General features: G+C 67.5%; 22 protein-coding genes and 4 pseudogenes. 6 read left to right on the top strand and 20 right to left on the bottom strand.

Going from position 1 to position 24,418, the window contains the following annotated elements; translation table 11 throughout:
* Positions 1-10: 10 nt before the first annotated feature.
* Genes yidC through rpmH form a run of 4 tightly spaced genes read right to left on the bottom strand, consistent with a single transcriptional unit; the run spans position 11 to position 2,619 of the window.
* Positions 11-1,660 carry a membrane protein insertase YidC gene (gene yidC, locus LRS03_RS17925; protein ID WP_257827151.1) on the bottom strand — a complete coding sequence of 550 codons (1,650 nt, stop codon included), beginning with the start codon at positions 1,658-1,660 and terminating at the stop codon, positions 11-13.
* Positions 1,657-1,929 (bottom strand): membrane protein insertion efficiency factor YidD, encoded by a 273-nt coding sequence (gene yidD / locus LRS03_RS17920; RefSeq protein ID WP_257829593.1) that lies wholly within the window; start codon positions 1,927-1,929, stop codon positions 1,657-1,659. Before yidD ends, yidC begins: the two co-directional genes overlap by 4 nt.
* 33 nt (positions 1,930-1,962) lie before the next feature.
* A complete protein-coding gene (locus LRS03_RS17915) occupies positions 1,963-2,430 on the bottom strand; it encodes a ribonuclease P protein component (RefSeq protein WP_257827150.1) in 468 nt (155 codons plus the stop codon).
* Positions 2,431-2,484: 54 nt separating this feature from the next.
* Entirely contained in the window at positions 2,485-2,619 is a 135-nt protein-coding gene (gene rpmH / locus LRS03_RS17910) for a 50S ribosomal protein L34 (RefSeq protein ID WP_047486751.1), read from the bottom strand.
* A gap of 333 nt (positions 2,620-2,952) precedes the next feature.
* Here rpmH and dnaA point away from each other — a divergent pair.
* From dnaA to gyrB, 3 genes and pseudogenes are all read left to right on the top strand, one after another.
* Positions 2,953-4,379: pseudogene (dnaA, locus tag LRS03_RS17905) on the top strand (chromosomal replication initiator protein DnaA).
* Between the two features lie 233 nt (positions 4,380-4,612).
* Positions 4,613-5,719: a DNA polymerase III subunit beta gene (dnaN, locus tag LRS03_RS17900; protein ID WP_257827149.1), complete on the top strand. Its 1,107-nt coding sequence runs from the start codon at positions 4,613-4,615 to the stop codon at positions 5,717-5,719.
* Positions 5,720-5,831: 112 nt separating this feature from the next.
* A pseudogene (gene gyrB / locus LRS03_RS17895) lies at positions 5,832-8,347 on the top strand (DNA topoisomerase (ATP-hydrolyzing) subunit B).
* A gap of 22 nt (positions 8,348-8,369) precedes the next feature.
* On the opposite strand, the gene LRS03_RS17890 reads toward gyrB, so the two are convergent.
* The 8 genes and pseudogenes from LRS03_RS17890 to LRS03_RS17860 form a co-directional block, all read right to left on the bottom strand.
* Entirely contained in the window at positions 8,370-9,917 is a 1,548-nt protein-coding gene (locus LRS03_RS17890; protein WP_257827148.1) for a glycosyl hydrolase family 28-related protein, read from the bottom strand.
* Between the two features lie 269 nt (positions 9,918-10,186).
* Complete coding sequence (locus tag LRS03_RS17885; RefSeq protein ID WP_257827147.1) at positions 10,187-10,372, bottom strand: CsbD family protein; 186 nt, start codon at positions 10,370-10,372, stop codon at positions 10,187-10,189.
* 135 nt (positions 10,373-10,507) lie between these two features.
* Positions 10,508-11,455, bottom strand: a complete 948-nt coding sequence (locus LRS03_RS17880; RefSeq protein ID WP_257827146.1) for a cyclase family protein — start codon at positions 11,453-11,455, stop codon at positions 10,508-10,510.
* Positions 11,456-11,548: 93 nt separating this feature from the next.
* Positions 11,549-12,001, bottom strand: a complete 453-nt coding sequence (locus tag LRS03_RS26605) for an ethanolamine ammonia-lyase light chain EutC (protein WP_308296440.1) — start codon at positions 11,999-12,001, stop codon at positions 11,549-11,551.
* Positions 12,002-12,093: 92 nt separating this feature from the next.
* Positions 12,094-12,342 (bottom strand): annotated as a pseudogene (locus LRS03_RS26600) (ethanolamine ammonia-lyase light chain EutC); the annotation flags it as partial.
* Positions 12,339-13,737, bottom strand: a pseudogene (locus LRS03_RS17870) (ethanolamine ammonia-lyase subunit EutB). The pseudogenes LRS03_RS26600 and LRS03_RS17870, both read right to left, overlap by 4 nt.
* 64 nt (positions 13,738-13,801) lie before the next feature.
* Positions 13,802-14,293 (bottom strand): hypothetical protein, encoded by a 492-nt coding sequence (locus LRS03_RS17865; protein ID WP_257827145.1) that lies wholly within the window; start codon positions 14,291-14,293, stop codon positions 13,802-13,804.
* A 118-nt stretch (positions 14,294-14,411) separates the two neighbouring features.
* Complete coding sequence (locus LRS03_RS17860) at positions 14,412-15,125, bottom strand: hypothetical protein (RefSeq protein WP_257827144.1); 714 nt, start codon at positions 15,123-15,125, stop codon at positions 14,412-14,414.
* A 130-nt stretch (positions 15,126-15,255) separates the two neighbouring features.
* Between LRS03_RS17860 and LRS03_RS17855 the strand changes: the two genes are divergently transcribed.
* Entirely contained in the window at positions 15,256-15,858 is a 603-nt protein-coding gene (locus LRS03_RS17855; RefSeq protein ID WP_257827143.1) for a GAF domain-containing protein, read from the top strand.
* Between the two features lie 6 nt (positions 15,859-15,864).
* On the opposite strand, the gene gshA is transcribed toward LRS03_RS17855, so the two are convergent.
* The 4 genes from gshA to LRS03_RS17835 form a co-directional block, all read right to left on the bottom strand.
* The gene (gene gshA / locus LRS03_RS17850; protein ID WP_257827142.1) at positions 15,865-17,391 is read right to left on the bottom strand and encodes a glutamate--cysteine ligase; all 1,527 of its coding nucleotides are present in this window, start codon (positions 17,389-17,391) and stop codon (positions 15,865-15,867) included.
* A gap of 90 nt (positions 17,392-17,481) precedes the next feature.
* Positions 17,482-17,799, bottom strand: coding sequence for a DUF2322 family protein (locus LRS03_RS17845; RefSeq protein WP_257827141.1), 318 nt, complete (start codon positions 17,797-17,799; stop codon positions 17,482-17,484).
* An 11-nt stretch (positions 17,800-17,810) separates the two neighbouring features.
* Positions 17,811-18,488, bottom strand: a complete 678-nt coding sequence (locus LRS03_RS17840; protein ID WP_257827140.1) for a dienelactone hydrolase family protein — start codon at positions 18,486-18,488, stop codon at positions 17,811-17,813.
* Positions 18,489-18,569: 81 nt separating this feature from the next.
* The gene (locus LRS03_RS17835; protein ID WP_257827139.1) at positions 18,570-18,905 is read right to left on the bottom strand and encodes a hypothetical protein; all 336 of its coding nucleotides are present in this window, start codon (positions 18,903-18,905) and stop codon (positions 18,570-18,572) included.
* Positions 18,906-18,960: 55 nt separating this feature from the next.
* Between LRS03_RS17835 and LRS03_RS17830 the strand changes: the two genes are divergently transcribed.
* On the top strand, positions 18,961-19,995 hold the full coding sequence (locus tag LRS03_RS17830) for a LacI family DNA-binding transcriptional regulator (protein WP_257827138.1): 1,035 nt from the start codon (positions 18,961-18,963) through the stop codon (positions 19,993-19,995).
* Between the two features lie 21 nt (positions 19,996-20,016).
* Here LRS03_RS17830 and LRS03_RS17825 read toward each other — a convergent pair whose 3' ends face one another.
* Genes LRS03_RS17825 through LRS03_RS17815 form a run of 3 tightly spaced genes read right to left on the bottom strand, consistent with a single transcriptional unit; the run spans position 20,017 to position 22,420 of the window.
* Positions 20,017-21,003, bottom strand: coding sequence for a quinone oxidoreductase family protein (locus tag LRS03_RS17825; protein ID WP_257827137.1), 987 nt, complete (start codon positions 21,001-21,003; stop codon positions 20,017-20,019).
* Between the two features lie 18 nt (positions 21,004-21,021).
* Positions 21,022-21,879: an SDR family NAD(P)-dependent oxidoreductase gene (locus LRS03_RS17820; RefSeq protein ID WP_257827136.1), complete on the bottom strand. Its 858-nt coding sequence runs from the start codon at positions 21,877-21,879 to the stop codon at positions 21,022-21,024.
* Positions 21,880-21,892: 13 nt separating this feature from the next.
* Complete coding sequence (locus LRS03_RS17815) at positions 21,893-22,420, bottom strand: carboxymuconolactone decarboxylase family protein (RefSeq protein ID WP_257827135.1); 528 nt, start codon at positions 22,418-22,420, stop codon at positions 21,893-21,895.
* A 109-nt stretch (positions 22,421-22,529) separates the two neighbouring features.
* On the opposite strand from LRS03_RS17815, the gene LRS03_RS17810 reads away from it, so the two are divergent.
* Positions 22,530-23,756, top strand: a complete 1,227-nt coding sequence (locus LRS03_RS17810; protein ID WP_257827134.1) for a class I SAM-dependent methyltransferase — start codon at positions 22,530-22,532, stop codon at positions 23,754-23,756.
* On the opposite strand, the gene LRS03_RS17805 is transcribed toward LRS03_RS17810, so the two are convergent.
* Positions 23,757-24,413 (bottom strand): cytochrome c3 family protein, encoded by a 657-nt coding sequence (locus tag LRS03_RS17805; RefSeq protein ID WP_257827133.1) that lies wholly within the window; start codon positions 24,411-24,413, stop codon positions 23,757-23,759.
* Between the last annotated feature and the right edge of the window lie 5 nt (positions 24,414-24,418).

Genomic DNA, 24,418 nt, shown 5'->3' with positions numbered 1-24,418 from the left:
CGCCCGCCGCTCAGGCCACGCCCAGACGCTTGTTGATGACCCACTGCTGAGCGATGCCCAGCACGTTGTTGGTCAGCCAGTACAGCACCAGGCCGGCCGGGAAGAAGAAAAAGAACACGCTGAAGATGAGGGGCATGATCCACATCATGCGGGCCTGTACGGGGTCCGGCGGCGTCGGGTTGAGCCAGGTCTGCAGCAGCGTCGAGCCGGTCATCAGGAGCGGCAAGATGTAGTACGGGTCTTTCGCCGACAGGTCGGTGATCCAGCCGATCCATGGGGCATTGCGCATCTCCACGCTGGACAGCAGCACCCAGTACAGTGCGATGAAGAACGGCATCTGCACAAGGATGGGCAGGCAACCACCGAGCGGGTTGACCTTCTCCTCGCGGTAGATGCGCATCATCTCCTGCTGCATCTGCTGGGGTTTGTCTTTGAGGCGCTCGCGCATTTCCATGATGCGCGGATTGATCGCCTTCATCTTGGCCATCGAGCGGTAGGCGCTCGCGTTGAGCCAGTAGAACGCGATCTTCAACAGCACCACCAGCGCGACGATCGCCCAGCCCCAGTTGCCGATCAACGAGTGCAGCTTGTCGAGCAGCCAGAAGAGCGGCTTGGCGATGACGGCGAACCAGCCGTAGTCCTTCACGAGTTCCAGGCCGGGTGCCAAGGCTTCGAGCTTGTTCTCTTCCTGCGGGCCGGCGTAGAGCTGGGCCTCGTGCGTGAGGGTGGCGTCCGGGGCAATGCTGCCGAGCGGGAGCACCATCGCGACGGAGTAGAGGTTGTCGCCGATGCGGTCGGTGCGGAACTCGCGCTGCGACTTGGCCGGCACCAGCCACGCTGAGTTGAAATAGTGCTGGACCATCGCGACCCAGCCGTTGTCGGCCGACTTCACATGCTCGGCCTTGCGCTTCTCGATGTCGGTGAATTCAATCTTCTGGAAGTGCTTCTCTTCCGTGTAGACCGCCGGCCCGGTGAACGCGGTGGGGGCCATGAACATGCTGCTGGGCGGCACGGTGCCGTCGCGCACGAGCTGCAGGTACAGCTCGGGTTGCACCGCGCTGCCGCTGGCGTTGATGACCTCGTGGCGCACACCGATGGTGTACTGGCCGCGCTTGAACACGTAGCTCTTGCGCAGCTTCACGCCGGCGTCGGCCGACTCGAAGCCGACGGTGAGCGTGTCCTGGCCGTCCTTGAGCTGGGTGTCGCCAGCCATCGGCTTCAGCAGCGTGTGGTGGTTCGGCAGGCTGACACCGGCCTGGCGGGTAATGAGGCCGGTCTGCGCGAGGTACTGGCGTGCGCTGCTGCGGTCAAAGAGGACGAGCGGCTGTTTCGGATCGGCATCGCTCGGGTGCTTGAGCAGCATGAGCTTCACAAGATCGGCACCGCGGGTGTCGAAGGTGGCCTCGAAGAGGTCGGTCCTGACCGTGCGCAGTTCGCTGGCCGCAGCCACAGCGCTGGCCGCACCCGCAGGCGTCGGGGCGGCGCCGGTCTGCCCGGGGGCCGGCACACCGGAGGCGGCGGCTGTACTCGTGGCAGCTGGCTTGGCGGGCGTGGGCGCGAACATCGACGGCTGCCCGTTGTGCATGTTCCAGTTGTTCCACAGCAGGGTCATCGACACCAGGAACACCACCCACAGCAGGGTACGGCGCATATCGGTCATGGGGAGGTCTTTTCGCGAGAAGAAGTCAGAAGACGGGTGAAAAGGCGCGGCGCCTGCGCCGGCACCGGGTCGTGCCCACCGGCACACCAGGGGTGGCAGCGGGCCAGGCGGTACAGCGTAAGACCGCTGCCGGCCCAGGCCCCATGTCGATCCAGCGCCTGCAGGGCGTAGGCGGAACAGGTCGGTTCGAACCGGCAGGCACTGCCGAGCCAGGGGCTCAGAAAAAAGCGATAGCCACGCACCAGCGCCATCAAGAGGCGACGAGGCAGGGTGAGGAGGGCGTCGCGCATGGCGGTGCCCGGTCAGGCCACAGCCGCGTGGCGTACCGCGTCGGCCATCAGGCGCGACAGTTCACGGCCAGCCTCGTCGCGCAGGGCATCAGACGCCGCGCTGGCGAACCGTGCTCGGTCAAACGGCGAACGCAACCGCACCACCCACAGGCCCGCTTGCAGGCTCGCCTGAGCGACCGCGGCGGCGCGGATCTGGCGCTTGAGCAGGTTGCGCGTAACCGAACGGCGGGCATGGCGCTTGGGGACCACAGCCCCCAGCCAGCAGCCGGAAGGCGGCGCTTGCAGCGATTCATCCACAGGCTTGCCCTGTTCCGGTGCCTCGCCTGTTGACAACTTGGTGTCAATTGGCGCGGAGGTGGACTTTCGGACCCCGCTGGGGCCTGCGCGGAGGTAGTGAACGGCGAAATGCACACTGCGCGCATGGGCAGGGGTGCCCAGCACGCGTTCGAAGTCGGCGGATCGCACGATGCGACCGATCACGGCGCAACCGTGTCCAAGGTCAAGGCGCGGCCGTGTGCAGCAGAGCTGCCGTCCTCAGACGGCCAGGCGCTTGCGGCCCTTGGCGCGACGGGCATTGATGACCGCACGGCCACCACGCGTCTTCATGCGCACGAGGAAGCCATGGGTACGGGCACGGCGGGTCTTGGAAGCTTGGTAGGTGCGTTTCATGGTGCAGTCCTGCTGGTCTGATTGAAGGTCTGGAAGTGAAGATGAAGACCTGCGCTAAGACACTCGCCAGCCACTGGGTTCAACCTGCAAGACCCCTCTGCCAACTTTAAGGAGACCCCCATGCGAACCCCGTTGCCGACCGATCGACCAAGCCTTCGGGAAACCCACTATTACACCAAAAAGCCCCTTTGAAGTCAAAGACTTGCACGGCAACATGCGCCTGGCAGCGCTTTCGTGAAGGGATTGACCATCGCCCCGAAACTGTGGATAACCGCGTCTCCCGCAACCAGGGGCACGTAGAATCCCGCCGCTCCTAAGAAGACTTTTCCACAAATGAGCGCTGACCTCTGGCAACGTGGCTGCGAACGACTCGCGGCGGAGTTGCCCGAACAACAATTCAACACCTGGATCCGGCCGCTGCCGGCGGCCGACGTCACCGACGAGGGCGGTGATGTGGCCGTGGCCAGTGTGCAGGTGCCCAACCGTTTCAAGCTCGACTGGATCCGCAATCAGTACGCCGGCCGCATCGAGGCCGTGCTGAGCGAACTCGCCGGCAAGCCGGTACGCCTGGACCTGACCCTCGCCGCGCGCGAACCCCTGGCCGCCAATGGTGCCGAAGTGCGTCCGAGCGGCCCCCGCTCCTTCTCCCAAGCGCTGCGCCAGGCACCAGCCGCCGCCAACGATGCGCCCCGTACTGCCCGGCCAGCGGCCGAGGGGCAGCCCGGCGCTCCCCTTCCACGCCATCGCCTGAACCCGGCCCTGACCTTCGACACGCTGGTGCCCGGGCGTGCCAACCAGATGGCCCGCACTGCCGCGCTGCATGTGGCCGGCGCCCCGGGGCAGATGTACAACCCGCTCTTCATCTACGGCGGGGTCGGCCTCGGCAAGACCCATCTGGTGCACGCCGTCGGCAACGCCCTGCTGGCCGACCGTCCTGACGCACGCGTGCTCTACCTTCACGCCGAACAGTTCATCACCGACGTGGTGAAGAACTACCAGCGCAAGACCTTCGACGGTTTCAAGGCCAAGTACCACCAGCTCGACCTGCTCTTGATCGACGACGTGCAGTTCTTCGCCGGCAAGGAACGCACGCAGGAGGAGTTCTTCAACGCCTTCGAGGCGCTGCTGGCCAAGCGCGCCCACATCATCATGACCAGCGACACCTATCCAAAGGGCCTGGTGGACATCGATGAGCGCCTCACCTCGCGCTTCGACGCCGGTCTCACGGTGGCCATCGAGCCGCCCGAGCTTCGAGATGCGTGTGGCCATCCTGATGCGCAAGGCCGACAGCGAAGGCACCTCGATGCCGGAGGACGTGGCCTTCTTCGTGGCCAAGAACGTGCGCGCCAACGTGCGCGAGCTCGAGGGCGCGCTGCGCAAGATCCTCGCGTATTCGCGTTTCTCGCAGAAGGACATCAACATCCAGCTCGCCCGCGAGGCACTGAAAGACCTGCTGTCGATCCAGAACCGCCAGATCGGCGTCGAGAACATCCAGAAGACGGTGGCCGACTTCTACAAGATCAAGGTCGCCGACATGTACAGCAAGAAGCGCCCGGCCAGCATCGCCCGGCCGCGCCAGATCGCCATGTACATCGCCAAGGAGATGACGCAGAAGAGCCTGCCCGAGATCGGCGAACTCTTCGGCGGCCGCGACCACACCACGGTGCTGCACGCGGTACGCAAGATCGCCGCCGAGCGCCAGAAGAACACCGAGCTTCAACCAGCAGCTGCATGTGCTGGAACAGACGCTCAAGGGCTGACCCAAGGTGCGCGTCGTTGTCAAATCACAAGTCTGGGGACAAGTTCATGACAACTGTGGAGCTGTCCACAGGCCCAGGCTTCGGTCCAAAGTTGTTGTCGGTTCGTCCCTGTCGATGCAGCCAACTCGCACACAGGGTTCGTGTGAAGGTAAACGCTTGATGGAACAGGAGAAAATGACGTTCTCCACAGAAAATGTCGTCCTCTACTACGACGACCAATTTAAGAGGTTGACATGATTGTCTTGAAGACAGCACAAGAAAAAGTCTTGAGCGCCTTGCAGGCCGTCTCGGGCATCGTCGAGCGTCGTCACACCTTGCCCATCCTGGCCAATGTGCTGATCAAGAAGACCGGCGGCCAGATCGAGTTCACGACCTCCGACCTCGAAATCCAGGTGCGCACCACCGCCGAGTTCGATGGCGACGCCGGCAACTTCAGCACCACCGTCGGTGCGCGCAAGCTGATCGACATCCTGCGTTCGCTGCCGGCTGACCAGACGGTGAGCCTCTCGGCCAACCAGAACAAGCTCACGTTGCAGGGTGGCAAGAGCCGCTTCACGCTGCAGACCTTGCCGGCAGACGACTTCCCCCTCGTGCAGGAAGCGGCCGACTTCGGCCCGATGTTCAGCGTGCCGCAGAAGACGCTGAAGACCCTGATCAACCAGGTGCACTTCGCAATGGCGGTGCACGACATCCGCTACTACCTGAACGGCATCCTCTTCGTTGCCGAGGGCAAGAGCCTGACGCTCGTCGCCACCGACGGCCACCGACTGGCATTGGCCCAGGCCACGCTCGACGTCGAGATCCCGAAGCAGGAAGTCATCCTGCCGCGCAAGACCGTGCTCGAACTGCAGCGGCTCTTGAAGGACGAAGACACGCCGATCGAGATGCGCTTTGCCGGCAACCAGGCGAAGTTCAGTTTCTCGGGCATGGAGTTCGTGACCAAGCTGGTCGAGGGCAAGTTCCCCGACTACAACCGCGTGATCCCGAAGAACCACAAGAACAGCCTCACGCTCGGCCGCGCACCGTTGCTGGCGAGCCTGCAGCGCGCCGCCATTCTGACGAGCGAGAAGTTCAAGGGTGTGCGCGTCAACCTCGAGCCCGGCAGCCTGCGCATCGCGTCGAGCAACGCCGAACAGGAAGAGGCCAAGGAAGAACTCGAAGTCGATTACGGTGGCGACACCATCGAGATCGGCTTCAACGTGACCTACCTGATGGACGTGCTGGCCAACATGAGCGTCGACATGGTCAAGCTCGAGCTGCAAGACACCAACTCCAGCGTGCTCATCACCGTGCCCGAGCAGGCAGGCTTCAAGTACGTGGTCATGCCGATGCGGATCTGATGTCTGCCCGTGGCGCCGTTGCACGCCACCGTCACCTTGCCAAGCGGGCTTCGGCCCGCTTCACCGTTTCTGAGAAGGGGTGCAAACCCCGTTCACCGAGTCACACGTGACCATGACCGACGTTCAAAACCTTCCTGAAGAACCCGCCAAGCAGACGGCCGCCGAAATCAGCGCCGGTTACGGCGAGGGCAGCATCCAGATCCTCGAAGGCCTGGAAGCGGTGCGCAAGCGCCCGGGCATGTACATCGGCGACACCTCCGACGGCACCGGCCTGCACCACCTGGTGTTCGAGGTGGTCGACAACTCGATCGACGAGGCGCTTGCTGGCCATTGCGACGACATCGTCGTCACCATCCACAGCGACAACTCGATCTCCGTCATCGACAACGGCCGCGGCATCCCCACCGGCGTGAAGATGGACGACAAGCACGAGCCCAAGCGCAGTGCCGCCGAGATCGCGCTGACCGAGCTGCATGCCGGCGGCAAGTTCAACCAGAACAGCTACAAGGTGTCGGGTGGCTTGCACGGCGTGGGCGTCTCGTGCGTGAACGCACTGTCGAAGTGGCTGCGCTTGACGGTGCGCCGCGATGGCAAGCAGCACTTCATCGAGTTCAAGAAGGGTGTGCCGCAGGACCGCGTGCTGGAGATGCGTGACGGCTTCGAAGTGAGCCCGATGAAGATCACCGGCGAGACCGAGAAGCGCGGCACCGAGGTGCACTTCCTGCCCGACGACGAGATCTTCCAGCAGAACGCCGACTTCCACTACGACATCCTCGCCAAGCGCCTGCGCGAGCTCTCGTTCCTCAACAACGGCGTGAAGATCCGCCTCGTCGACGAGCGCAATAACAAGGAAGATAACTTCGCCTTCGCGGGCGGTGTGAAGGGCTTCGTCGACTTCATCAACACCGGCAAGAAGGTGCTCAACCCGACGGTCTTTCACGCCACCGGCGAGAAGAACAGCGAACAGGGCACCACCATCACCACCGAAGTGGCGATGCAGTGGAACGACGGTTACAGCGAAAACGTGCTCTGCTTCACCAACAACATTCCGCAACGAGACGGTGGCACCCACCTGACCGGCATGCGCGCGGCGATGACGCGTGTCATCAACAAGTACATCGAAGACAACGAACTCGCCAAGAAGGCCAAGGTCGAGGTCACCGGCGACGACATGCGCGAAGGCCTGTGCTGCGTATTGAGCGTTAAGGTGCCCGAGCCCAAGTTCAGCAGCCAGACGAAAGACAAGCTGGTGTCGAGCGAAGTGCGCGGCCCGGTGGAAGACGTGGTGAGCAAGGCGCTGACCGACTACCTGCTCGAGAACCCCAACGACGCCAAGATCATCTGCGGCAAGATCGTCGAGGCCGCCCGTGCGCGTGAAGCGGCCCGCAAGGCGCGCGAGATGACACGCCGCAAGGGCGTGCTCGACGGGATGGGCCTGCCGGGCAAGCTAGCCGACTGCCAGGAAAAAGACCCGGCGCTGTGCGAGATCTACATCGTGGAGGGTGACTCCGCCGGCGGCTCCGCCAAGCAGGGCCGCGACCGCAAGTTCCAGGCAATCCTGCCCTTGCGCGGCAAGATCCTCAACGTGGAGCGCGCTCGTTTCGAGCGCCTGCTCACGAGCAACGAAATCCTCACGCTCATCACGGCGCTTGGCACCAGCATCGGCAAGGAAGAGTTCAACCCCGACAAGCTGCGATACCACCGCATCATCATCATGACCGACGCGGACGTGGACGGCGCCCACATCCGCACGCTGCTGCTGACCTTCTTCTACCGCCAGATGCCCGAGATCGTTGAGCGTGGCCACGTCTACATCGCACAGCCGCCGCTCTACAAGGTCAAGCTCGGCAAGGAAGAGCAGTACCTGAAGGACGGCCACGAATCCGACGCCTACCTGCTCAAGGTGGCGCTCAAAGACGCCAAGCTCGAAACCGGCATGGGCGGTGCGGTGCTGCAAGGCGAGACGCTCGACACGCTGGCCCGCCAATATGTGCTGGCCAACAACGTGGTCGACCGCCTGGCCAAGTGGATGGACGTCGAAGCCCTGCGCGCGATGGCCAACGGCCTTGAGACTTCAACCTCGACACGCTGGAGGCGGCCGAGCAGTCAGCCATCGCGTTGAAGGCCGCGTTGCACAACGCCGAAGTCACGGCCGAGTTCGACACCCGCATGGACAAGCACATCCTGCGCATCAGCCGCATGCACCACGGCAACGTGAAGAGCAGCGTGATCACCGCCGACTTCGTGCACGGCGCCGACTACGAAGCGCTCAGCACCGCCGGCCGCACCTTCAAGGGCCTGGTGAGCGCCGAAGCGGTGGTCAAGCGCGGCGAGGGCGACAAGCAGAAGGAAGCCAAGGTCGGCGACTTCCGTCAGGCCATGGCCTGGCTGATCCAGCAGGCCGAAAACGCCGTCGGCCGCCAGCGCTACAAGGGCCTGGGCGAGATGAACCCCGAGCAGCTGTGGGAAACGACGATGGACCCGACCGTGCGCCGCCTGCTGCGCGTGCAGATCGACGACGCCATCGAAGCCGATCGGGTGTTCACCATGCTGATGGGCGACGAGGTCGAGCCGCGGCGCGACTTCATCGAGCAGAACGCGCTGCGGGCGGCCAACATCGACGTCTGAGAGAGGGCGCGGGCGCTGCGGATCAGCGGCAGCCCGCGAACGTCGCGCCAACCACGGGGCGGCCGCCGCCCACGCAGCGGCTGTGGGTGACGGGCGAGCCGTCCAGCGTGTTGCCCTGGCAGAGCAGGGGTTGCGACAGCGTGGGCTGATGCAGCACCTCCAGGGCCCCGCCGCCTGCCTGCGCGAAGCGGTTGTTGACGAGCATGATCCCGGCCAGCGGGCTCCCGGTGTAGGTACGGTTGGTCACCGCGCCGGTGCTCGGGTCGCGACGGGTCAGCGATGAGGTGCGCCCCGACCCCACCCCCAGGCGCACGCCGGCGGCCAAAGTGCCGGTCACGGTGTTGCCTTCGAAGAGCACGTTCTCGACACCAAGTCGCCCCTGCAAGGCGGGCTGCGCGAGTTCATCGACGAACGCCAGCGCATGCAACTCCACGCCGCCGTGGTGCGTGGGCCCGGGCGGACACGGCGAAGGTTTGCCTTCGCAGAACCTGGGCGGACGATAGGCGGGCGGCGTGGTCTGCACGCGCTGGATGAGGTTGTCGCGCACCAGCACATGCTGCACGCCGAACGAGACGAAGCCCTGCTCACGCGCCAGCAGGATGCCGGCGGCATGCGGCGTGTCAGTGATGGTGTTGCGGCGGATCGTGATGTGCTCGCCGCCGACCACCGTGATACCGCGGCCCCAGTACTGGCCCGACACCTGGTTGCCCTCGATGAGCACGTCGTGCACGAGGTGTGTGGAGCGCCTGGCCTCGTAGGCCTGGGCCACCTGGTGCGCCGGCTCGGCCCACCAGTTCGTGCTGCCGAGGTAGGAGACGACGGCGATCATGTCGTCGCCGGTTTCGCGCACGGTGTTGTTCACCACCCGGCCGCGCGCCGAACCGCCGGTGATATGGATGCCGTCGGCCAGCGACCGTGTCACAAGGTTCTCGGCCACGAGGAAGTCATGCGCGCGGTACACGAAGATGCCGCCCGACGAGGCGCTGTTGGCGCCGTTCGGCCCACCGCCCGGCAGCACCCGGTTGCCTCGGACGACGTTGCCGACCAAGGGGCCACTGCCCGGCGTCTCGGGGTACAGCGCAATGCGCGCGTGCTGGGGCGCGCTCAGACGCTGGTCGGTGTCCGCGGTCAGGGTGAAGCGGTAGATGCCGACACCGCCTCGGCGCACGAAGACCGCCATGTCTTGCGGGTTGGTGGCGTGCAGGGTGGCACCTTCGCCCCACAGCACGACGTTGGGGGTGCGGACCTGCAGGCTGCGGGCATGCTGGTAGCGGCCGGGCGGGAAGAAGAGCCAGTCGCCTTCTCTCAGGGACCTCAGCGCATCGTCGATGGCCTGGGTGTCGTCGCGGCCATCGTCGGGGACCGCGCCGAACGCGGTGACGAGCTTGCGCTGGGCCGCCGGCGGGGGCAGCGGCAGCGGGGGCAGGGCGGCACAGGAGGGGAGCACTTGCGGCGCTGCCGCCGCTTCCGGCTCGGGCGCCTCGCTGCCTGAACCGCCGCATGCGGCCAGCAGCGCCAGCAGGCAGGTCGCCATCGGCAGGGCGGTGGTGAAGTGTCTCGTCTTGTTCATCTGTCTCCCCGGAGGTTGAGGTGGCTGTCATAGGCCGCGACCATGCCAAGCCCCGCGGGAGTCGGTCAACGCGAGAGTGCAACCGCCATCGCACCCACAGAGGGTGCTTGCGATGCGGCCGACGTCCGGTGGAAGGCTGCCCGCGCTCCGTCGCCGGACTTGCAACAGCGGCCGGCCTCCTACGCGACGTACGTAACGCCATTGATGCGTCACCGCCACATGGCAAAGGCCCCACGAGGGGGCCTTTTGTCAGGGTGGCGCGTATCAGGTCACACGCGGTCGCGCGAGCCCTTCAGCGCTTCACGCGCATTGCCCACGCTCTTCTGCGCCTTGCCCTCGACCTGCTTGGCCGCGCCGCGCGCTTCGTGCTTCGGGCTGCCGATCGCTTCGCCGGCCTTGCGCTGCACCTTGCCGGCAGCGTCCTTCATCGCACCCTTCACTTGGTCCTTGTTCATATGAACTCCTTCATCGGTGGTTGCCATACGAAGCACAGCGTTTCGTCGTGCTTCACCGTGAGATGAAGGCTACGCCCATCGCCTCGTGAAGACTGCGGGAGCGCAGCGCGGCTTGCGGTCGGAGCGCTCCTACGCTCAGTACACGAAGATCGGGTTGATGATGGCCTGCACCGCGCCGGTCACGCGCGCCGGCCCGAGCGTGAAGAAGCCTTCGTAGACGCCGTCCTTCACGGCTTCCTCGGCGGTCACGTTCTCGAGGATGTGGATGCCGTGCTGGGCGAGCAGGATCTGGTGCACGTTGAACACATGCTTCGGGTTCTCGAACGGCAGCACCTCCAGGCCCCAGGTGTCGGCACCGACGGCGGCCACGCCGAGCGAGGCGAGGTGGTTGGCGCCGTCCACGCCCAGGCCGGGCTCGACCGAGCCGTAGCGCTTGTCGTCCTTGCCAATGAGCTTGGTCCAGCCGGTGTAGAAGATCACCACGTCGCCTTTGCCGATGGGCTTGAGGTTCTGCCGCTTGAGCGCCGCCTCGATCTCCTTCTTGTTGAAGGCGGTGCCTTCGGGCACCGGGTCCTTGCCGGTGAGGCCGACCATGTCGAGGATCACGCCGCGGGTGGCGATCGCCGGCACCTGCTCGATGCCGAGTTTCTTCAGGCCGCCGGCCGTCACGATCTCGCTGCCCTTCAGGCAGTTGTAGTAGAGGCCGTCGATGCCGATGTGGCCCAGGCCGTCGAGCTGCGAGCCGATGCCCACCCAGCCCATGATGATGTCGTCGTTGTAGTTGGTCTTGGTCTCACCCAGGCTGCCGCCGTATTCCTGGCCCGGCGTGAGCACGGTGATCGAGAAGGTGCGCGGCGCGAAGGCGGGCGTCTTGCTGTTGGTCTCGATGCCCATGCGGATGGCCTTGCCGCGCTTCACGAGCTTGGCGGCGTCGAGCACGTTGGACGGGCCGATGTTGTTGACGGCGCCCTTCTGGTCGTCGGGCCCCCATTTGGACTTGAAGCAGGTCTGGAGCGGTTGGGCCTGTGCACCCAGGGCCAGGCCGGCCGCGGCGGTGGCCAGCAGCCAATGCATCGTCTTCATCGTGTTGTCTCCTGTTGAAGCCTCTTGCTCTTTGTGTGTCCCCGGCGGTCGAGGCCTTGCCGCGCGGCCGAGGCATGGTAGGAAGCCGCATGCTCAGGAGCCAAGCGTGGGGTCTTCCGTGGAGAACGAGGCGATCGGCGGCACGGTGGCGCTTTCGTCCTTGAGGCCGATGCCGGTGCACTGCAGGCGCAAGGCCTCGCGGCACAGCCACACCAGCGTGTGGGCGGCGGCTGCGTAGCCCAGGCCCTCTGGGCGGATGTTGGAGATGCAGTTGCGCTCGGCGTCGCTGCGGCCGACGCGGGGGGCGTGCGTCAGGTAGACGCCCAGGCTGTCGGGCGAGCTCAGGCCGGGCCGCTCGCCGATCAGCATGGCCACCAGTCGGGCGCCCACCTGCTGGCCGATGGGGTCGCCGAGCGCCACGCGCGCCTGCTCGGCGATGACGACCGTGCCGAGGCGCCAGTCCGGCGGGACGCGCTGGCGCACGGCGGCCAGCAGCGGGGCGGCGTGGCGCTGGGCCGCCAACGACGACAGCCCATCGCCCACCACCAGCAGCAGGTCGCAGCCGCCGGGGGTGTGTGCTGTGCCAAGAGCGCGGTCGAGGCCTCGCTGAGGCGGCGCCCGAGGTCGGGCCGCAACAGATAGGTGGCCCGGTCGGGTGCGGCGCTGTGCAGGCAGAGCGTCGGCCAGCCGTCGGCTTCGAGTTGCGCGCGCAGCGTGGCGGTGTCGAGCGGCAGGTGCACCGCATCGCGTGCCATCGCATGCGCGCTGCCGAAGCGCAGCAGTTCCTGCGTGGGCAGGCTCACGCCCGAGCTGCCGAGCGCCACCCGCGCCGGCGTGTGGGCGCGCAGCGCGTGCCACGGGTCGGGTGTGACCGGCTCGCGGCTCATGGCGACGCCCCGATCTGCGCGATCAGCGTGTGGCTCGCCGGCACCGCATGCACGCGCCCGGCGCCGTCGGTGATGCCCATGCGCTGCAGCCAGGCCTCGAACTCGGGCGCACGCTTCAGGCCCAGCAGCTCGCGCAGGTAGAGCGCATCGTGGAACGAAGTGCTCTGGTAGTTGAGCATCACGTCGTCGGCGCCCGGCACGCCCATAAGGAAGCTGAGGCCGGCGTTGGCGAGCAGGGTCATCAGCGTGTCCATGTCGTCGCTGTCGGCTTCTGCGTGGTTGGTGTAGCAGACGTCGCAGCCGAGCGGCAGGCCGAGCAGCTTGCCGCAGAAGTGGTCTTCGAGGCCGGCCCGGATGATCTGCTTGCCGTCGTAGAGGTACTCCGGCCCGATGAAGCCGACGACCGTGTTGACGAGCAGCGGCGAGAACGCCCGCGCCACCGCATAGGCCCGCGCCTCGCAGGTCTGCTGGTCGACGCCATGGTGGGCGTTGGCCGACAGTGCCGAGCCCTGGCCGGTCTCGAAGTACATGACGTGCGCGCTCGCCGGGTCGCCCACGGTCGCACGCTTGAGCGACAGCGCCGCCTCGTGCGCTTCTTTCAGCAGCGAGAGCTCGATGCCGAACGAGGCATTGGCCTGCTGGGTGCCGGCGATCGACTGGAACACCAGGTCGACCGGGGCGCCCCGCTCGATCGCCTGCAGGGTGTTGGTGACGTGGGTGAGCACGCAGGACTGGGTGGGGATCTGGAAGCGCGCGATGAAGCTCGTCCAGACGCTGCAGCAGCGAGACGATGGCCGGCACGTTGTCTCCGGCCGGGTTGATGCCGATCACCGCATCGCCGGCGCCGTAGAGCAGGCCGTCGAGCACCGAGACGGCGATGCCGCGCGGGTCGTCGGTAGGGTGGTTGGGCTGCAGCCGCACCGACAGGTGGCCGGGCAGGCCGATGGTGTTGCGAAAACGGGTGACGACACGGCATTTGCGCGCGACGAGGATGAGGTCCTGCTGACGCATGAGCTTGCTGACCGCCGCCACCATCTCCGGCGTGAGCCCGGCATGCAGGCGCGACAACGCCTCGCCATCGGCGGCGTCGCTCAGCAGCCAGTCGCGAAAGCCGCCCACCGTCAGGTGCGAGACCGGCGCAAAGGCCGCGCGGTCGTGGGTGTCGACGATGAGCCGCGTGACCTCGTCGTCTTCATAGGGGATCAGCGCTTCGTCGAGGAAACGCTGCAGCGGCAGCTCGGCCAGGCACCACTTCGCCGCCATGCGCTCGGCCGCCGTCTCGGCCGCAAGGCCGGCCAGCCGGTCGCCGGACCGTTCCGGTGTGGCTTTCGCCATCACCGTCTTCAGGTCGCCGAATTGCCAGGTGTGGGTGCCAAGGCGATGCTGGTAGCGCATGGCCGCACCCTAGCCGAGTGGCGGCCGGCGCGCTACCGCGAAGGGTGGATTGGCAAGGGGCGGATCAGCGCCGCCCGCGTGCGAGGTCCTTCTCTTCGCCGGAGCGTGTCTGTGCGTCGAGCCCGCGGTCGGGCGACTCGAAGGTCTGCTGTTCCTCGCCGCCCGGCTCGATCAGCTCTTCGATGATGAAGTTGCCGTAGCGCTGCGCGCGCTCGGCGTGGAAGCGGCGGGCGATGTCGGCCACCTGCGTCCATTGCGCTTCCTCCTTGGCCTTCACCACCAGGAAGCTGTAGCCCTGGTCGGCCAGTTCGCCGTGGGCGCGCGCCAGGTTGATCTCCTGTCCCAGGTTGGCCAGGGGGCTGGCTTTGGCGAGGTCGATGTCGACCTGCTCGCGCATCTGGTCCGAGGTGTAGCGGGTGATGTGCTCGTCGGCAAAACCGGCGTCGCGCAGCGCGTCGGCGGCGGCGCTCATGTCCTGGTGCGTGGGGAAGGAGGCGATCACGTGGCCGACGGGCGCGAAGACGCCCAGGGTCTGGGGGTGCGATTTCTTGTCCATGGAAGGCTCCTGTGCGGCCCGGTGGGCCGGATGCAGGCATGGTCCCCACGGGGGCGGCGTGCGTCTCCCGGACGGCGGCGCGAGGAGGTGTCGGCGATTGCCTACGTGTGGCGCGGTGTCAGGGGCGGTTGCGCAGGCCCTGGTGCCACAGCGGCCAGGCGGCGTCGAAGGGGGTGGTGGCCGGTGCGAAGTTGCGAGGGTCGGCGACGAGCTTCACCCACGCGAGCGTGTCGTGGTGGTTGCCGGCGGGCGCGCCGTCGTCGCGGAAGGCCACGAGCCAGGCGTGCACCGCGGCATAGTGCTGCGGGTGCTGGCGCTGCGTCCAGGCCAGGCCCACCAGGTCGGCATAGGCCTCTTCGCGGCGCGTTTGCTGCATGGCGTGCCACTGGGCCTGCAGCGTGGGTTCGGGCAGGGCCGGCGCCTCGGTGTCGCGCGCGGCGGTGAAACCGGCCGGCACCGTGTGCCAGGCGCCGCGCACATAGCGCCAGCAGTGGCCGAGTTCATGCGCGGCCATCGCCTCGACCACGGGCGTCAGCAAGGCGGCGGGGATGTTGTCGAGCGTGGCGGCGGCCTCGGGGTTGCCGCGCATCGACAGCACCAGCTTGCAGCGTGCGTCGACGTAGGCCATCGCGAGCGGCGCTTCGCCGGCGGCGGGTTGGGGCTGCACCACGATGTCGAGCGGCAGGCCCTGCTGGCGGGCGTAGCTGACGACCGGCCAGGCCAGGCGCAACCAGCGTTGCTCGAGGTCGGTGAGACCCCCCTCGGCGCGCGTCGCGGCCGGCGCCCCCAGCACGCAGAGCGTGGCGCAGGCCAGCAGGACGGACTTCCACATGCCCCCATTGGACCGGGCTGGACGGGCGGTGAAGCCACGAAGAGTGCGGACTAAGCACGACTTTTCAGGGCGATGCCGGCTTGAACTGTTGAAGGCACCGGCTACCCTACTGCCGATCTGCCCCCTGGCCATGAAACAGTTCCAAGCCCTGCTGGACCAGCTGACCCTGGGCCTCGACACCCAGCTCTACACCCTCGACCAATCGGCCGGTTTCGTCTGCCGCCATGTGCAGCAGAAGTTCGGCTGTTCGCAGGTCAGCGTGTGGCTGCTCGAGCAGCGCACCGAGGGGCCCTACCTGCGCCACCAGGTCGGCTACGACGGCCTGGCCGAGCGGGTGCTGCAGGGCTCGGCGCCGGTGTGCCACGCCGACATCCTGCCCTACGTGGAAGCGATCACGCAGCAGGGCGTGTTCGCCAGCGACGACGCCCTCGCCGACGAACGGCTGGGTGCCCTGCGGGAGAACTTACTCGCACCGCTGGACCTGCGCTCGGTGCTCTACGCGACCATCGGCGCCAACGGCAGCACCACCGCCATCCTGGCCTGTGCCGAGCGGGGTGGCACGCGCCGCTGGACGGCCGCGGAGATCCGCACGCTCAAGGCGTATGCCGATGCCATTTCGTTGCGGCGCGCCCGCCGTCATCGGCGCGAGGCGGAAGCCCGCTCGCTCGCGCAGCGGCTGTTGCAGGTGCAGGCGCTGCAGCAGCTGAGCGTCGAGCCGCCCGAGCCGGGCTGACCCGGCTCAGAGGCCGAGCCGCTGCGGCGAGAGGTACTGCTGGCGATAGATCTCGAAGGGCAGCGTGTCGCTGGCTTCGACGCGCCGCTGTTCTTCCACCGACGCCTGGGCCAGCTGCGCGTAGCGCGCGTCGTGTTCGGCGGCGTGCGGCAGCGCGAGCAGGCCTTGCTGCGTCTGGCGGCTCTGCGCCAGCGTGAAGGCGGAGAAGCTGTGCTGGAAGTCTTGCGCCATTGCGTTGAGCACCCGGGCCGATGGCGTGAGGCTCGCATCGGCGAGCAGCTCGCGCGCGGCCACGAGCGCGGCCTGGTGCAACTCGCCGCCATGCGCGGCGTCCAGCGCCGCGGCGATCGGGCGGCACTCGTCGACGATCTGCAGGCCCCAGTCGACGAGGCCGACCTCCTGCGTGCCGCGCTCCAGCGTCAGGCCGGGCTCGCGCCCGCGTGCCGCGGTGCGGTGCTGATTGCGCCCGAGCGCTGCGATCTCGTCGGGCGTGTCGGGAGGGCTCGGGCTCAGCAGGCAGTGCAGCAGGAAGACGTCGAGAAAGCGCACCGTCTCGGCGGTGATGCCGATGGGCACGAAGGGGTTGAGGTCCATCAGGCGGACTTCGACGTACTCGACGCCGCGCTCGCGCAGCGCATGCAGCGGGCGCTCGCCGGGGAAGATCACCCGCTTCGGGCGGATGGTGCCGTAGAACTCGTTCTCGATCTGCAGCAGCGAGGTGGCGAGCTGGTTGTACTCGCCGCCCGGGTTCTGCACGCCGATGGCGGCGTAGGCGGGGTAGGGCCGGGTGAGGGCGTCCTGCAGTGAGGCGCCGTAGCTCGCCAGCCCGTTGTAGCTCACCTTCAGGCTTGCCTGCGCGTCGCTCTGGTAGCCAAGCCGCCCCATGCGCAGCGAGGTGCCGTGCGGCATGTAGAGCGTGCGCTCCGACAGCTGCTGCAGCTCGTGCGGGCGGCCTTCGACGAAGCTCGACCCGACCGCGGGCGAGGCGCCGAAGAGGTACAGCAAGAGGAACGAATGGCGGCGGAAGTTGCGGATGAGCGAGAAGTAGCCCTCGTCGGTCACGCCCGGCAGCGACCAGTTGTAGTGGATGCCCGAGATCGTCTGCATGCGCCGGCCGTAGCGGTGGCCGAGGCCCATGCGGTAGACGCTCTTGGCGCGGCCCACGTTGGAGTTGCCGTAACGCCCGATCGGGATGGTCTCGTCGGCCGGCAGCTCGCAAGGCATGCTCGACACCCACAGCAGCTCGTCGCCCGCGGCCTGCAGCACGCGGTAGACGGCCTGGTGGATCTGCGTCAGCTCGTCAAGGCAGGCTTCGATGCTCGCGTGCGCGCCGGTCACAAGCTCCAGCTGCGACTCGCTGAAGTCGGTGGTGATGTGGGGGTGGGTGAGGGCCGAGCCGAGTGCGGCCGGGTGCGGCGTGAGGGCGAGGCCGGCGTCGGGGCGTGCACGCAGGCTTTCTTTCTCGATGCCGCGGCGCATGCCGGTCAGCACGCGGGTCGGCAAAGCACGCAGGCGCTCTTGAAGCTGGCTCATGCGCGGGTCTCCTCAATCCTCTGGGGGAGCGGAAGGTAGCAGAGCTTGGCGCGGTCCGCAGGCCAGCGGGTTGATCGAAGCTGTGTTAGGTCAAGCCGCCGGCACCAGCTTGACCGACAGCCGCCCGCCGCGCTCGACCAGCTGCAGCAGGCGGTCGATGTTGGGGTGCTTGCCGGGGTGGGCGCGTGCGTCGGCGGTGTGCTCGGCGTACAGCGACAGGCCTTCGTGCGCGGCCTCGACGGTGATCGCGCCGAAGCGCTGCGCGAGCGCGTGGTAGACCGCCACCGAGCCGGCGGAGCCGGGCTTGTTGTCGAGCGTGGCGACGGTGGCGCCCTGGTCGTCGAGCAGTTGCAGGCCGGCCAGGTGGCTCACCGGCGGCAGGTTCTTCAGGTTGTCCGCAAAGGCCATCGTTGGCGTCCTCAGGTGGCGGATTGGAAGAGGGCGAGGGTGCGCTCGAAGGCGAGGCGGGCGCTCTCGGGGTCGTAATCCTTGCGGCGGTCGGAGTTGAAGCCGTGGCCGGCGTCATAGAGGTAGACCGGCACCTCGGGGTGGGCGTCGATCACCTTCTGCACGCCTTCCATCGGGATGCCCGCGTCGTGCTTGCCGAAGTGCAGGATGGTCGGGCACTTGGGCTGCTCGTTCGCGAACTGCGGCACGAGGCTGCCGTAGTAGCCCGAGGCCGCCGCGAGGCCGGTGCAGCGACAGGCCGCGGCCCACGTCACCGAGCCGCCGTAGCAGTAGCCGGTGATGAAGACCTTGCCGCGCTTGCCGAGCGCGTCGATGCAGGTCTGCGTGTCGTCCACGCTCAGCTTGAACGGGTGCAGCTCGCGCGCCACCTTGATCGCCTTGGCGCGGTCTTCATCGGAGTAGCTGGCCTGGAAGCCCGGTGCCTCGCGGTCGTAGATGGCCGGGGCCAGCACCTCGAAACCCTGGTCGGCGAAGCGGTCAGCCTGCTCCTTGATGTGCTCGGTGACGCCGAAGATCTCCTGGATCAGCACCAAGCCGCCGCGGCGCTGCCCCTTCGGCTGCACCTGGTAGACACCGATCGAGGCGCCATCGCTCATCGTCATCTGGATCATGCTGCCGCGTGTGCTCATGCGCTCTCTCCGGGTTGCAAGTGGGGCTGGAATATACGGCGCGTCCAAAACACCTGCAGGGCCAGGCCCGATGGCTGCGGCTCAGGCCTGCCACACCCCCCAGCCCTTCTCGCGCAACCCGATCGCCAGCTCCACCTCCATCTCCTTCGCGCCCTCGTAGGGCATCGGGTTGTAGACCTCGTAGACCTGCGGCAAGAGGCGCAGCCCGTGCTCCTGCACGTAGCGGTTGGCCTGGATGCCGGCCTTGTGCTTGTCGAAACGGATGTCGGGGTCGAGGCCGGTCATGCCGACGTAGACGAATGGCTTGCCGAGCTGGTAGGCGGGGTTGGCGGCGCGAAAGCGCGCGTGGTTCCACACGCGGTCGTCGAGTTCGACGACGTAGACGTGGTAATGGTGGGCACGGGGGCGGCGCGGCATGCTCCCTACAATTCTCGCGCTTCGCTCTTGATCTCAATCGCCCGCACAGGACCCGATGCCACGCACGCACAAGCCGAAGACGATCAGCATCCGCGACGTGGCCGAACTGGCCGGCGTGTCGCTCGGCAGCGCCTCGCGCGTCATCAACAAGGTGGCCAATGTGAGCGAGGCCACGCGCGAGAAGGTCGAGCGCGCCATCGCCCAGCTCGGCTACCGGCCCAACCACGCGGCGCAGTCGCTGCGCCTGCGCAGCTCGCGCACGGTGGGCTGCCTGCTGACCGACGTGGCCAACCCGCTCTACGCCAAGCTCTACCGCGGGCTCGAAGAACGCCTGCACCCGCACGGCTACATGATGCTGCTGGCCAACAGCCTCAACCAGGCCGAGCGCGAGGTGGAGATCCTCTCCACCTTCGTCAGCCGCGGCATGGACGGCCTGCTGATTGCGCCCGGCAACGAGCGCGACCGCGAGGTGCTCGCCGCGGTGCGCAGCCTGCCGGTGCCCACCGTGATCCTCGACCGCGACATGGATTCGCCCAACGACAGCGTGCTCTTCGACCACGTGCCGGGGGTGAAGGGCGTGGTGCAGCACCTGGCGCAGCTCGGCCACAAGCGCATCGCGATGGTGCTGTCGCAGTCGCCCAACCGGCCGATCCGCCGCCGCACCGAGGGCTACCGTGTCGGCCACCGGGCCGCGAAGCTGGAGGTCAACGAAGAATTCATCGTGCACCTGCCCTCGGCCACCAGTTCGGCCTTCGAGGCGGTGAGCCTGCTGCTGCGCCGCACCGACCGGCCGACCGCGCTGTTGGTGATGGGCACGAGCATCCTCAACGACACGCTCAACGCGATCGGCGCGCAGCGCCTGCGCATCCCCGACGACGTGTCGGTGGTGTCGTTCGGCGACCCCGACTTCGCGGCGAGCCACGTGCCGGCGATCTCGTCGCTGCGCATCGACCTCGACCGAGCCGCCGACGCGGCGACCGACATGCTGCTCGCGCGCATGCGCGGCGAGAGCGGGGCGCCGCGCAGCGTGACGCTCGTCGGCGACTTCATCGAGCGGGGCTCGTGCGGCCCGGCGCCGAAGAAGACCTAGGGTGCCAAGGGTGAACGGGCCCTAGACCGTGAGCACGATCTTGCCGAAGTGCGCGTTGCTCGCCATGTGGGCGAGGGCCTGCGCGGCGGCGTCGAAGGGGAAGGTCCTGTCGATCGGCAGCGCGAGCCGGCCGGCGGCGAGCGCACCGTCGAGGTCGGCGCGCATGCGGCGGTTGAGTTCTCGCACCTCGTCCACCGAGCGGGTGCGGAACGTGACGCCGATGTAGTGGATGCGCTTGAGCGCATGCAGGTCGAAGTCGAACTCGGCCCGCGTGCTGGCCAGACGCCCGACGTTGACGATGCGGCCGAGCACACGCGCGGCCTTGAGGTTCTGGTTGGCCTGCGGGCCGGACAGCTGGTCGACGATCAGGTGCACGCCCTGGCCGCCCGTCGCGTCGAGCACCTGCTGGGGCCAGTCGGCGCGGGTGGTGTCGATGGCGAGGTCGGCGCCGAAGTCTTTCAGCCGCTCGCGGCGGGCCGGGGTGGTGGAGCTGCCGACGACGAGGCCCGCGCCCATCAGCTTGGCGATTTGCAGGCCCATCAGGCCGACGCCGGTGGAGGCGCCCTGGATCAGCACCGCGTCGCCCTTGTGCAAGCGGCCGTTGGTGACGATCGCGTCGTGCATGGTCTGCAGCGCGACCGGCAGCGTGGCGGCCTGCTCGAAGCTCATCGTCGGCGACGGAATCGGGATCACACGGCCGACGTCGGAAACGGCGTACTCGGCGAAGGCACCGCGGCCCGAGCCCATCACCCGGTCGCCGGGCTTGAACTCGCGCACGTTGGCACCGCAGCGCACCACCTCGCCGGCCCACTCCATGCCGAGCCGGGTGCCGGGGCCGCCCCGTGCACCGTGCGCGTGGCCGGCGGCCATGCCGATGTCGGCACGGTTGAGGCCGCAGGCGCGTACCTTGACCAGCAGTTCGTCGGGGCCGGGCTCGGGGATGTCGACGGTCTGGATCTGCAGGCCTTGGGCGCCGGCCTGGACGGCGGCTTTCATGGTCGTGCTCATGCGAAGCTCCTTGGGGGGTCAACCCGGTGAGCGTACGACGCCGATGGAGAGGCCGCCATCGGCCAGCAAGGCGTGCCCGTTGACGTAGCTGGACTCGTGTGAGATCAGGAACAGCGTCGCGTAGGCCACCTCCCAGCCGGTGCCCTGGCGCCCGAACGGCACGGCCAGCGCGCGGTTCGGTCGGCGGCGGCTGGCGTCGCGCCCCATCGGCGTGTCCATCAGGCCGGGCAGCACCGCGTTGCAGCGGATGCCTTTCGGTTCGCCGGCGACGGCGATGGCGCGTGCGAGCGACACCTGCGCCGCCTTGGCCGATTCGTACGTCGGGTTGCGGCTTGCGTTGCGCAGGCTGGCGAGCGAGGACATCAGCACGATCGAGCCGCCCGGGCTCATCAGCGGCAACGCGGCCTGGCTGAAGAACATGTGGCTCTTCACGTTGACGCCGTATTCCCGGTCCCAGGTCTCGGGTGTGATGCGGTCGAGCGGCAGGCCGTGCGAGATGCCGACGTTGAGCACCAGGCCGTCGAGGCCGCCCATCTTCTCGGCGACACGCGCCACCAGCGGGGCGATGTTGGCGACGTCCAGCACATCGGCGATTTCTGCGAAGGCCTTGCCGCCTTCGGCCGTGATCTGGTCGACGGTCGCCTGTGCCGCATCGGCCTTCACGTCGACACACGCGACCTGCGCCCCTTCACGCGCGAAGAGCACCGAGATCGCGCGTCCGTTACCGATGGGCGGGTCTTCTTCTGGAATCACGCGCTGGCCGGCGCCGACGACCAGCACGCGCCGGCCCTGCAGGCGGCCGCGGCCGGGGGCGTGGCCCAGGGTTTCGGGGTGGAGGGCGCGGCTCGGGTCGAGCTCGGTGGGGGCGAGGTTCATCGTGTCGCTCCTCTCACTTGATGGTGCCGGGGGCTTCGATGTCGACCTCGAAGTTTTCGAGGAAGCGGCTCACCAGCATGTAGAAGCCGATGGTCAGCACCAGTTCGGCGGTCTGGCGGTGGCCGAAACGTTCGGCGACCTTGTGGAACAGTGCATCGGGGGCCTTCACGTCGCAGAACACCACGTCGGTGAATTCGAGCACCAGCCGCTCGTCGGCGGTGAGCACCGAGGTGTCAGCACCGACCTCGAGCGCGGCGAGGGTCGCGTCGCTCATGCCGACGTTCTTTGCCACGCGCTTGTGCTGGTGCACCTCGTAGCTGGCGTTGCTCAGGATGCCGACGCGCAGGATGGCGATCTCGCGCAGCTGCGAGTCGAGTTCGTTCTCGCGCAGCAGCGCACTGCCAAGGGCGAGAAAGCCCGAGGACGCCGCTTCGCCGGCGTGCGGCAGCATGCGATAGAGGTTGAGCGGGTTGCGCGACTTGAGCAGCGCCTGGTACTGCTCGCTCGCCTGGCTCATGTCGAAATAGGGAATGCGGGCCACGGTCGCCTCCTCCTGTGGGGTGATTGGCCGCGATGCTAGCGCAGGAGTGAAACGTTTCATCTCGGGCAAGCCCCAGCAAGGGCTGTCCGGTGCGGGACACAATCGCCGCATGAGCGCACCCGAGGAGTCTTCGATCGCCACGCTGCAGGCGCAGCCGGCCTACCAGCGGTTTGCCGAGCGGCTGGGCGAGGTGCTGGTCGGTGACGGCTTCGTGAAGCTCGTGTTGGCCAAGCCGCTCGCGGCCGCCGGCGACCTGCAGCGGGTGACGGCGCGCCGCGTGATGTTGCGTGGCGCGCCGGTGCTGTCGCTGGTTTACACCCATGCCACGCGCGACGTCACCAAGAACCACCCGCTGGACGAAGGGCAGGCGTTGCTGCTCGGCCTCGTTGGCACGCAGTTCGGCAACGCGCACCTCTTCCATGCCGATGAGGAGGTGCAGCTCGCGGTCAGCAAGAAAGGGCGGGCGACGCTGGCCACCCACCGCGCCACTGCCCCGCAGGCTGCCGTGTCAGGCCACGACCGCGAGAAGCAGCGCTGGGTCGACGTGGCGCGGCCGTTTCTCGTCGAGCTGGGGGTGACGACCCGCGACCACCAGGTGGTGCCGGCGATGGCACGCAAGTGGAAGCAGATCAACAAGTTCGTCGAGGTGTTTGCGCACGCGCTGGAGCGCTCGCGTCTGGCCGATGCGAAGCAGCTGCAGGTGATCGACTTCGGCTCGGGCAAGGGTTACCTCACCTTCGCCTTGCACGACTGGCTGCGCAACACCTTGCACGTCGATGCCCAGGTCACCGGCGTGGAGCTGCGGCCCGACATGGTGAAACTGTGCAACGACGCGATCGCGAAGCTTGAACTCGAAGGGCTGCGCATCGAAGAGGGCGACGTGCGGCACTACCAGCCGCAGACGCTCAACGTGATGATCGCGCTGCACGCCTGCGACACCGCCACCGACCACGCCATCCACCTCGGCCTGCGCGCCGGGGCCGACATCATCCTGTGTTCGCCGTGCTGCCACAAGGAGCTGCGCCCGCAGCTCCTGAGCCCGCACCCGCTCGCGCCCATCCTGCAGCACGGCGTGCACCTGGGGCAGCAGGCCGAGATGCTCACCGACGGACTGCGCGCGATGCTGCTCGAAGCCTGCGGCTACGACACGCAGGTGTTCGAGTTCGTGTCGCTCGAACACACGCAGAAGAACAAGATGATCCTCGCGGTGAAACGCGCTCACCCCAAGCCCAGTGCCGAGGTGCTTCAGCAGGTGCGCGAGGTGAAGGACTTCTACCGCGTGCAGCAGCAGTGCCTGGAGACGCTGCTCAAGGCCGACGGGCTGCTGCCCGCCTGATCACTTCATCGCCACACCCGAGGCCGCCGCCGCAGTCTGCGGCACCGGCACCACCTGCCCCGGCGTGTCGCTCGGGCCCTGGCCGGGCGGGATGTGCGGCAGCCGGTGCGCGATGCCCTTGTGGCAGTCGATGCAGGTCTTTTCCTTGTTCGCGAGGTAGGTGCTGTGCATGGCCTGCGCACGCTGGCTCTGGCGGGTGAAGTCCATCGAGTCGTACTGGTGGCAGTTGCGACACTCGAGCGAGTCGTTGGCCTTCAGGCGCGACCATTCGTGCTGGGCCAGTTCCAGCCGCTTGATGGCGAACTTCTCCGGCGTGTCGATGGTGCCGAAGACCTTGCCCCAGACCTCCTTCGACGCCTGCATCTTGCGGGCCATCTTGTCGGTCCAGTTGTGGGGCACGTGGCAGTCGCTGCACACCGCGCGCACGCCGGAGCGGTTGCTGTAGTGGATGGTGGTCTTGAGTTCGGCGAATACGTTGTCGCGCATCTCGTGGCAACCGGTGCAGAAGGCCTCGGTGTTGGTCGCCTCCATCGCGGTGTTGAAGCCGCCCCAGAAGACGATGCCGCCGATGAAGCCGACGATGGTGAGGAAACCCAGGCTGTAGTGGACGCTCGGGCGCGAGATGACGTGCCAGTAGCGCTTGAGCAGGTTGATCACGGTGT

The organism is Rhizobacter sp. J219 (assembly GCF_024700055.1).
Lineage (GTDB): Bacteria > Pseudomonadota > Gammaproteobacteria > Burkholderiales > Burkholderiaceae_C > Rhizobacter.
This window is presented reverse-complemented; position numbering and strand designations above follow the sequence as displayed.

What these genes read in the sequence shown, in the direction of transcription:
- yidC (WP_257827151.1), bottom strand. Translation starts at nt 1,660, where the DNA reads ATGACCGATATGCGCCGTACCCTGCTGTGGGTGGTGTTCCTGGTGTCG.
- rpmH (WP_047486751.1), bottom strand. Translation starts at nt 2,619, where the DNA reads ATGAAACGCACCTACCAAGCTTCCAAGACCCGCCGTGCCCGTACCCAT.
- dnaN (WP_257827149.1), top strand. Translation starts at nt 4,613, where the DNA reads ATGATTGTCTTGAAGACAGCACAAGAAAAAGTCTTGAGCGCCTTGCAG.
- LRS03_RS17890 (WP_257827148.1), bottom strand. Translation starts at nt 9,917, where the DNA reads ATGAACAAGACGAGACACTTCACCACCGCCCTGCCGATGGCGACCTGC.
- LRS03_RS17885 (WP_257827147.1), bottom strand. Translation starts at nt 10,372, where the DNA reads ATGAACAAGGACCAAGTGAAGGGTGCGATGAAGGACGCTGCCGGCAAG.
- LRS03_RS17880 (WP_257827146.1), bottom strand. Translation starts at nt 11,455, where the DNA reads ATGAAGACGATGCATTGGCTGCTGGCCACCGCCGCGGCCGGCCTGGCC.
- LRS03_RS17865 (WP_257827145.1), bottom strand. Translation starts at nt 14,293, where the DNA reads ATGGACAAGAAATCGCACCCCCAGACCCTGGGCGTCTTCGCGCCCGTC.
- LRS03_RS17860 (WP_257827144.1), bottom strand. Translation starts at nt 15,125, where the DNA reads ATGTGGAAGTCCGTCCTGCTGGCCTGCGCCACGCTCTGCGTGCTGGGG.
- LRS03_RS17855 (WP_257827143.1), top strand. Translation starts at nt 15,256, where the DNA reads ATGAAACAGTTCCAAGCCCTGCTGGACCAGCTGACCCTGGGCCTCGAC.
- gshA (WP_257827142.1), bottom strand. Translation starts at nt 17,391, where the DNA reads ATGAGCCAGCTTCAAGAGCGCCTGCGTGCTTTGCCGACCCGCGTGCTG.
- LRS03_RS17845 (WP_257827141.1), bottom strand. Translation starts at nt 17,799, where the DNA reads ATGGCCTTTGCGGACAACCTGAAGAACCTGCCGCCGGTGAGCCACCTG.
- LRS03_RS17840 (WP_257827140.1), bottom strand. Translation starts at nt 18,488, where the DNA reads ATGAGCACACGCGGCAGCATGATCCAGATGACGATGAGCGATGGCGCC.
- LRS03_RS17835 (WP_257827139.1), bottom strand. Translation starts at nt 18,905, where the DNA reads ATGCCGCGCCGCCCCCGTGCCCACCATTACCACGTCTACGTCGTCGAA.
- LRS03_RS17830 (WP_257827138.1), top strand. Translation starts at nt 18,961, where the DNA reads ATGCCACGCACGCACAAGCCGAAGACGATCAGCATCCGCGACGTGGCC.
- LRS03_RS17825 (WP_257827137.1), bottom strand. Translation starts at nt 21,003, where the DNA reads ATGAGCACGACCATGAAAGCCGCCGTCCAGGCCGGCGCCCAAGGCCTG.
- LRS03_RS17820 (WP_257827136.1), bottom strand. Translation starts at nt 21,879, where the DNA reads ATGAACCTCGCCCCCACCGAGCTCGACCCGAGCCGCGCCCTCCACCCC.
- LRS03_RS17810 (WP_257827134.1), top strand. Translation starts at nt 22,530, where the DNA reads ATGAGCGCACCCGAGGAGTCTTCGATCGCCACGCTGCAGGCGCAGCCG.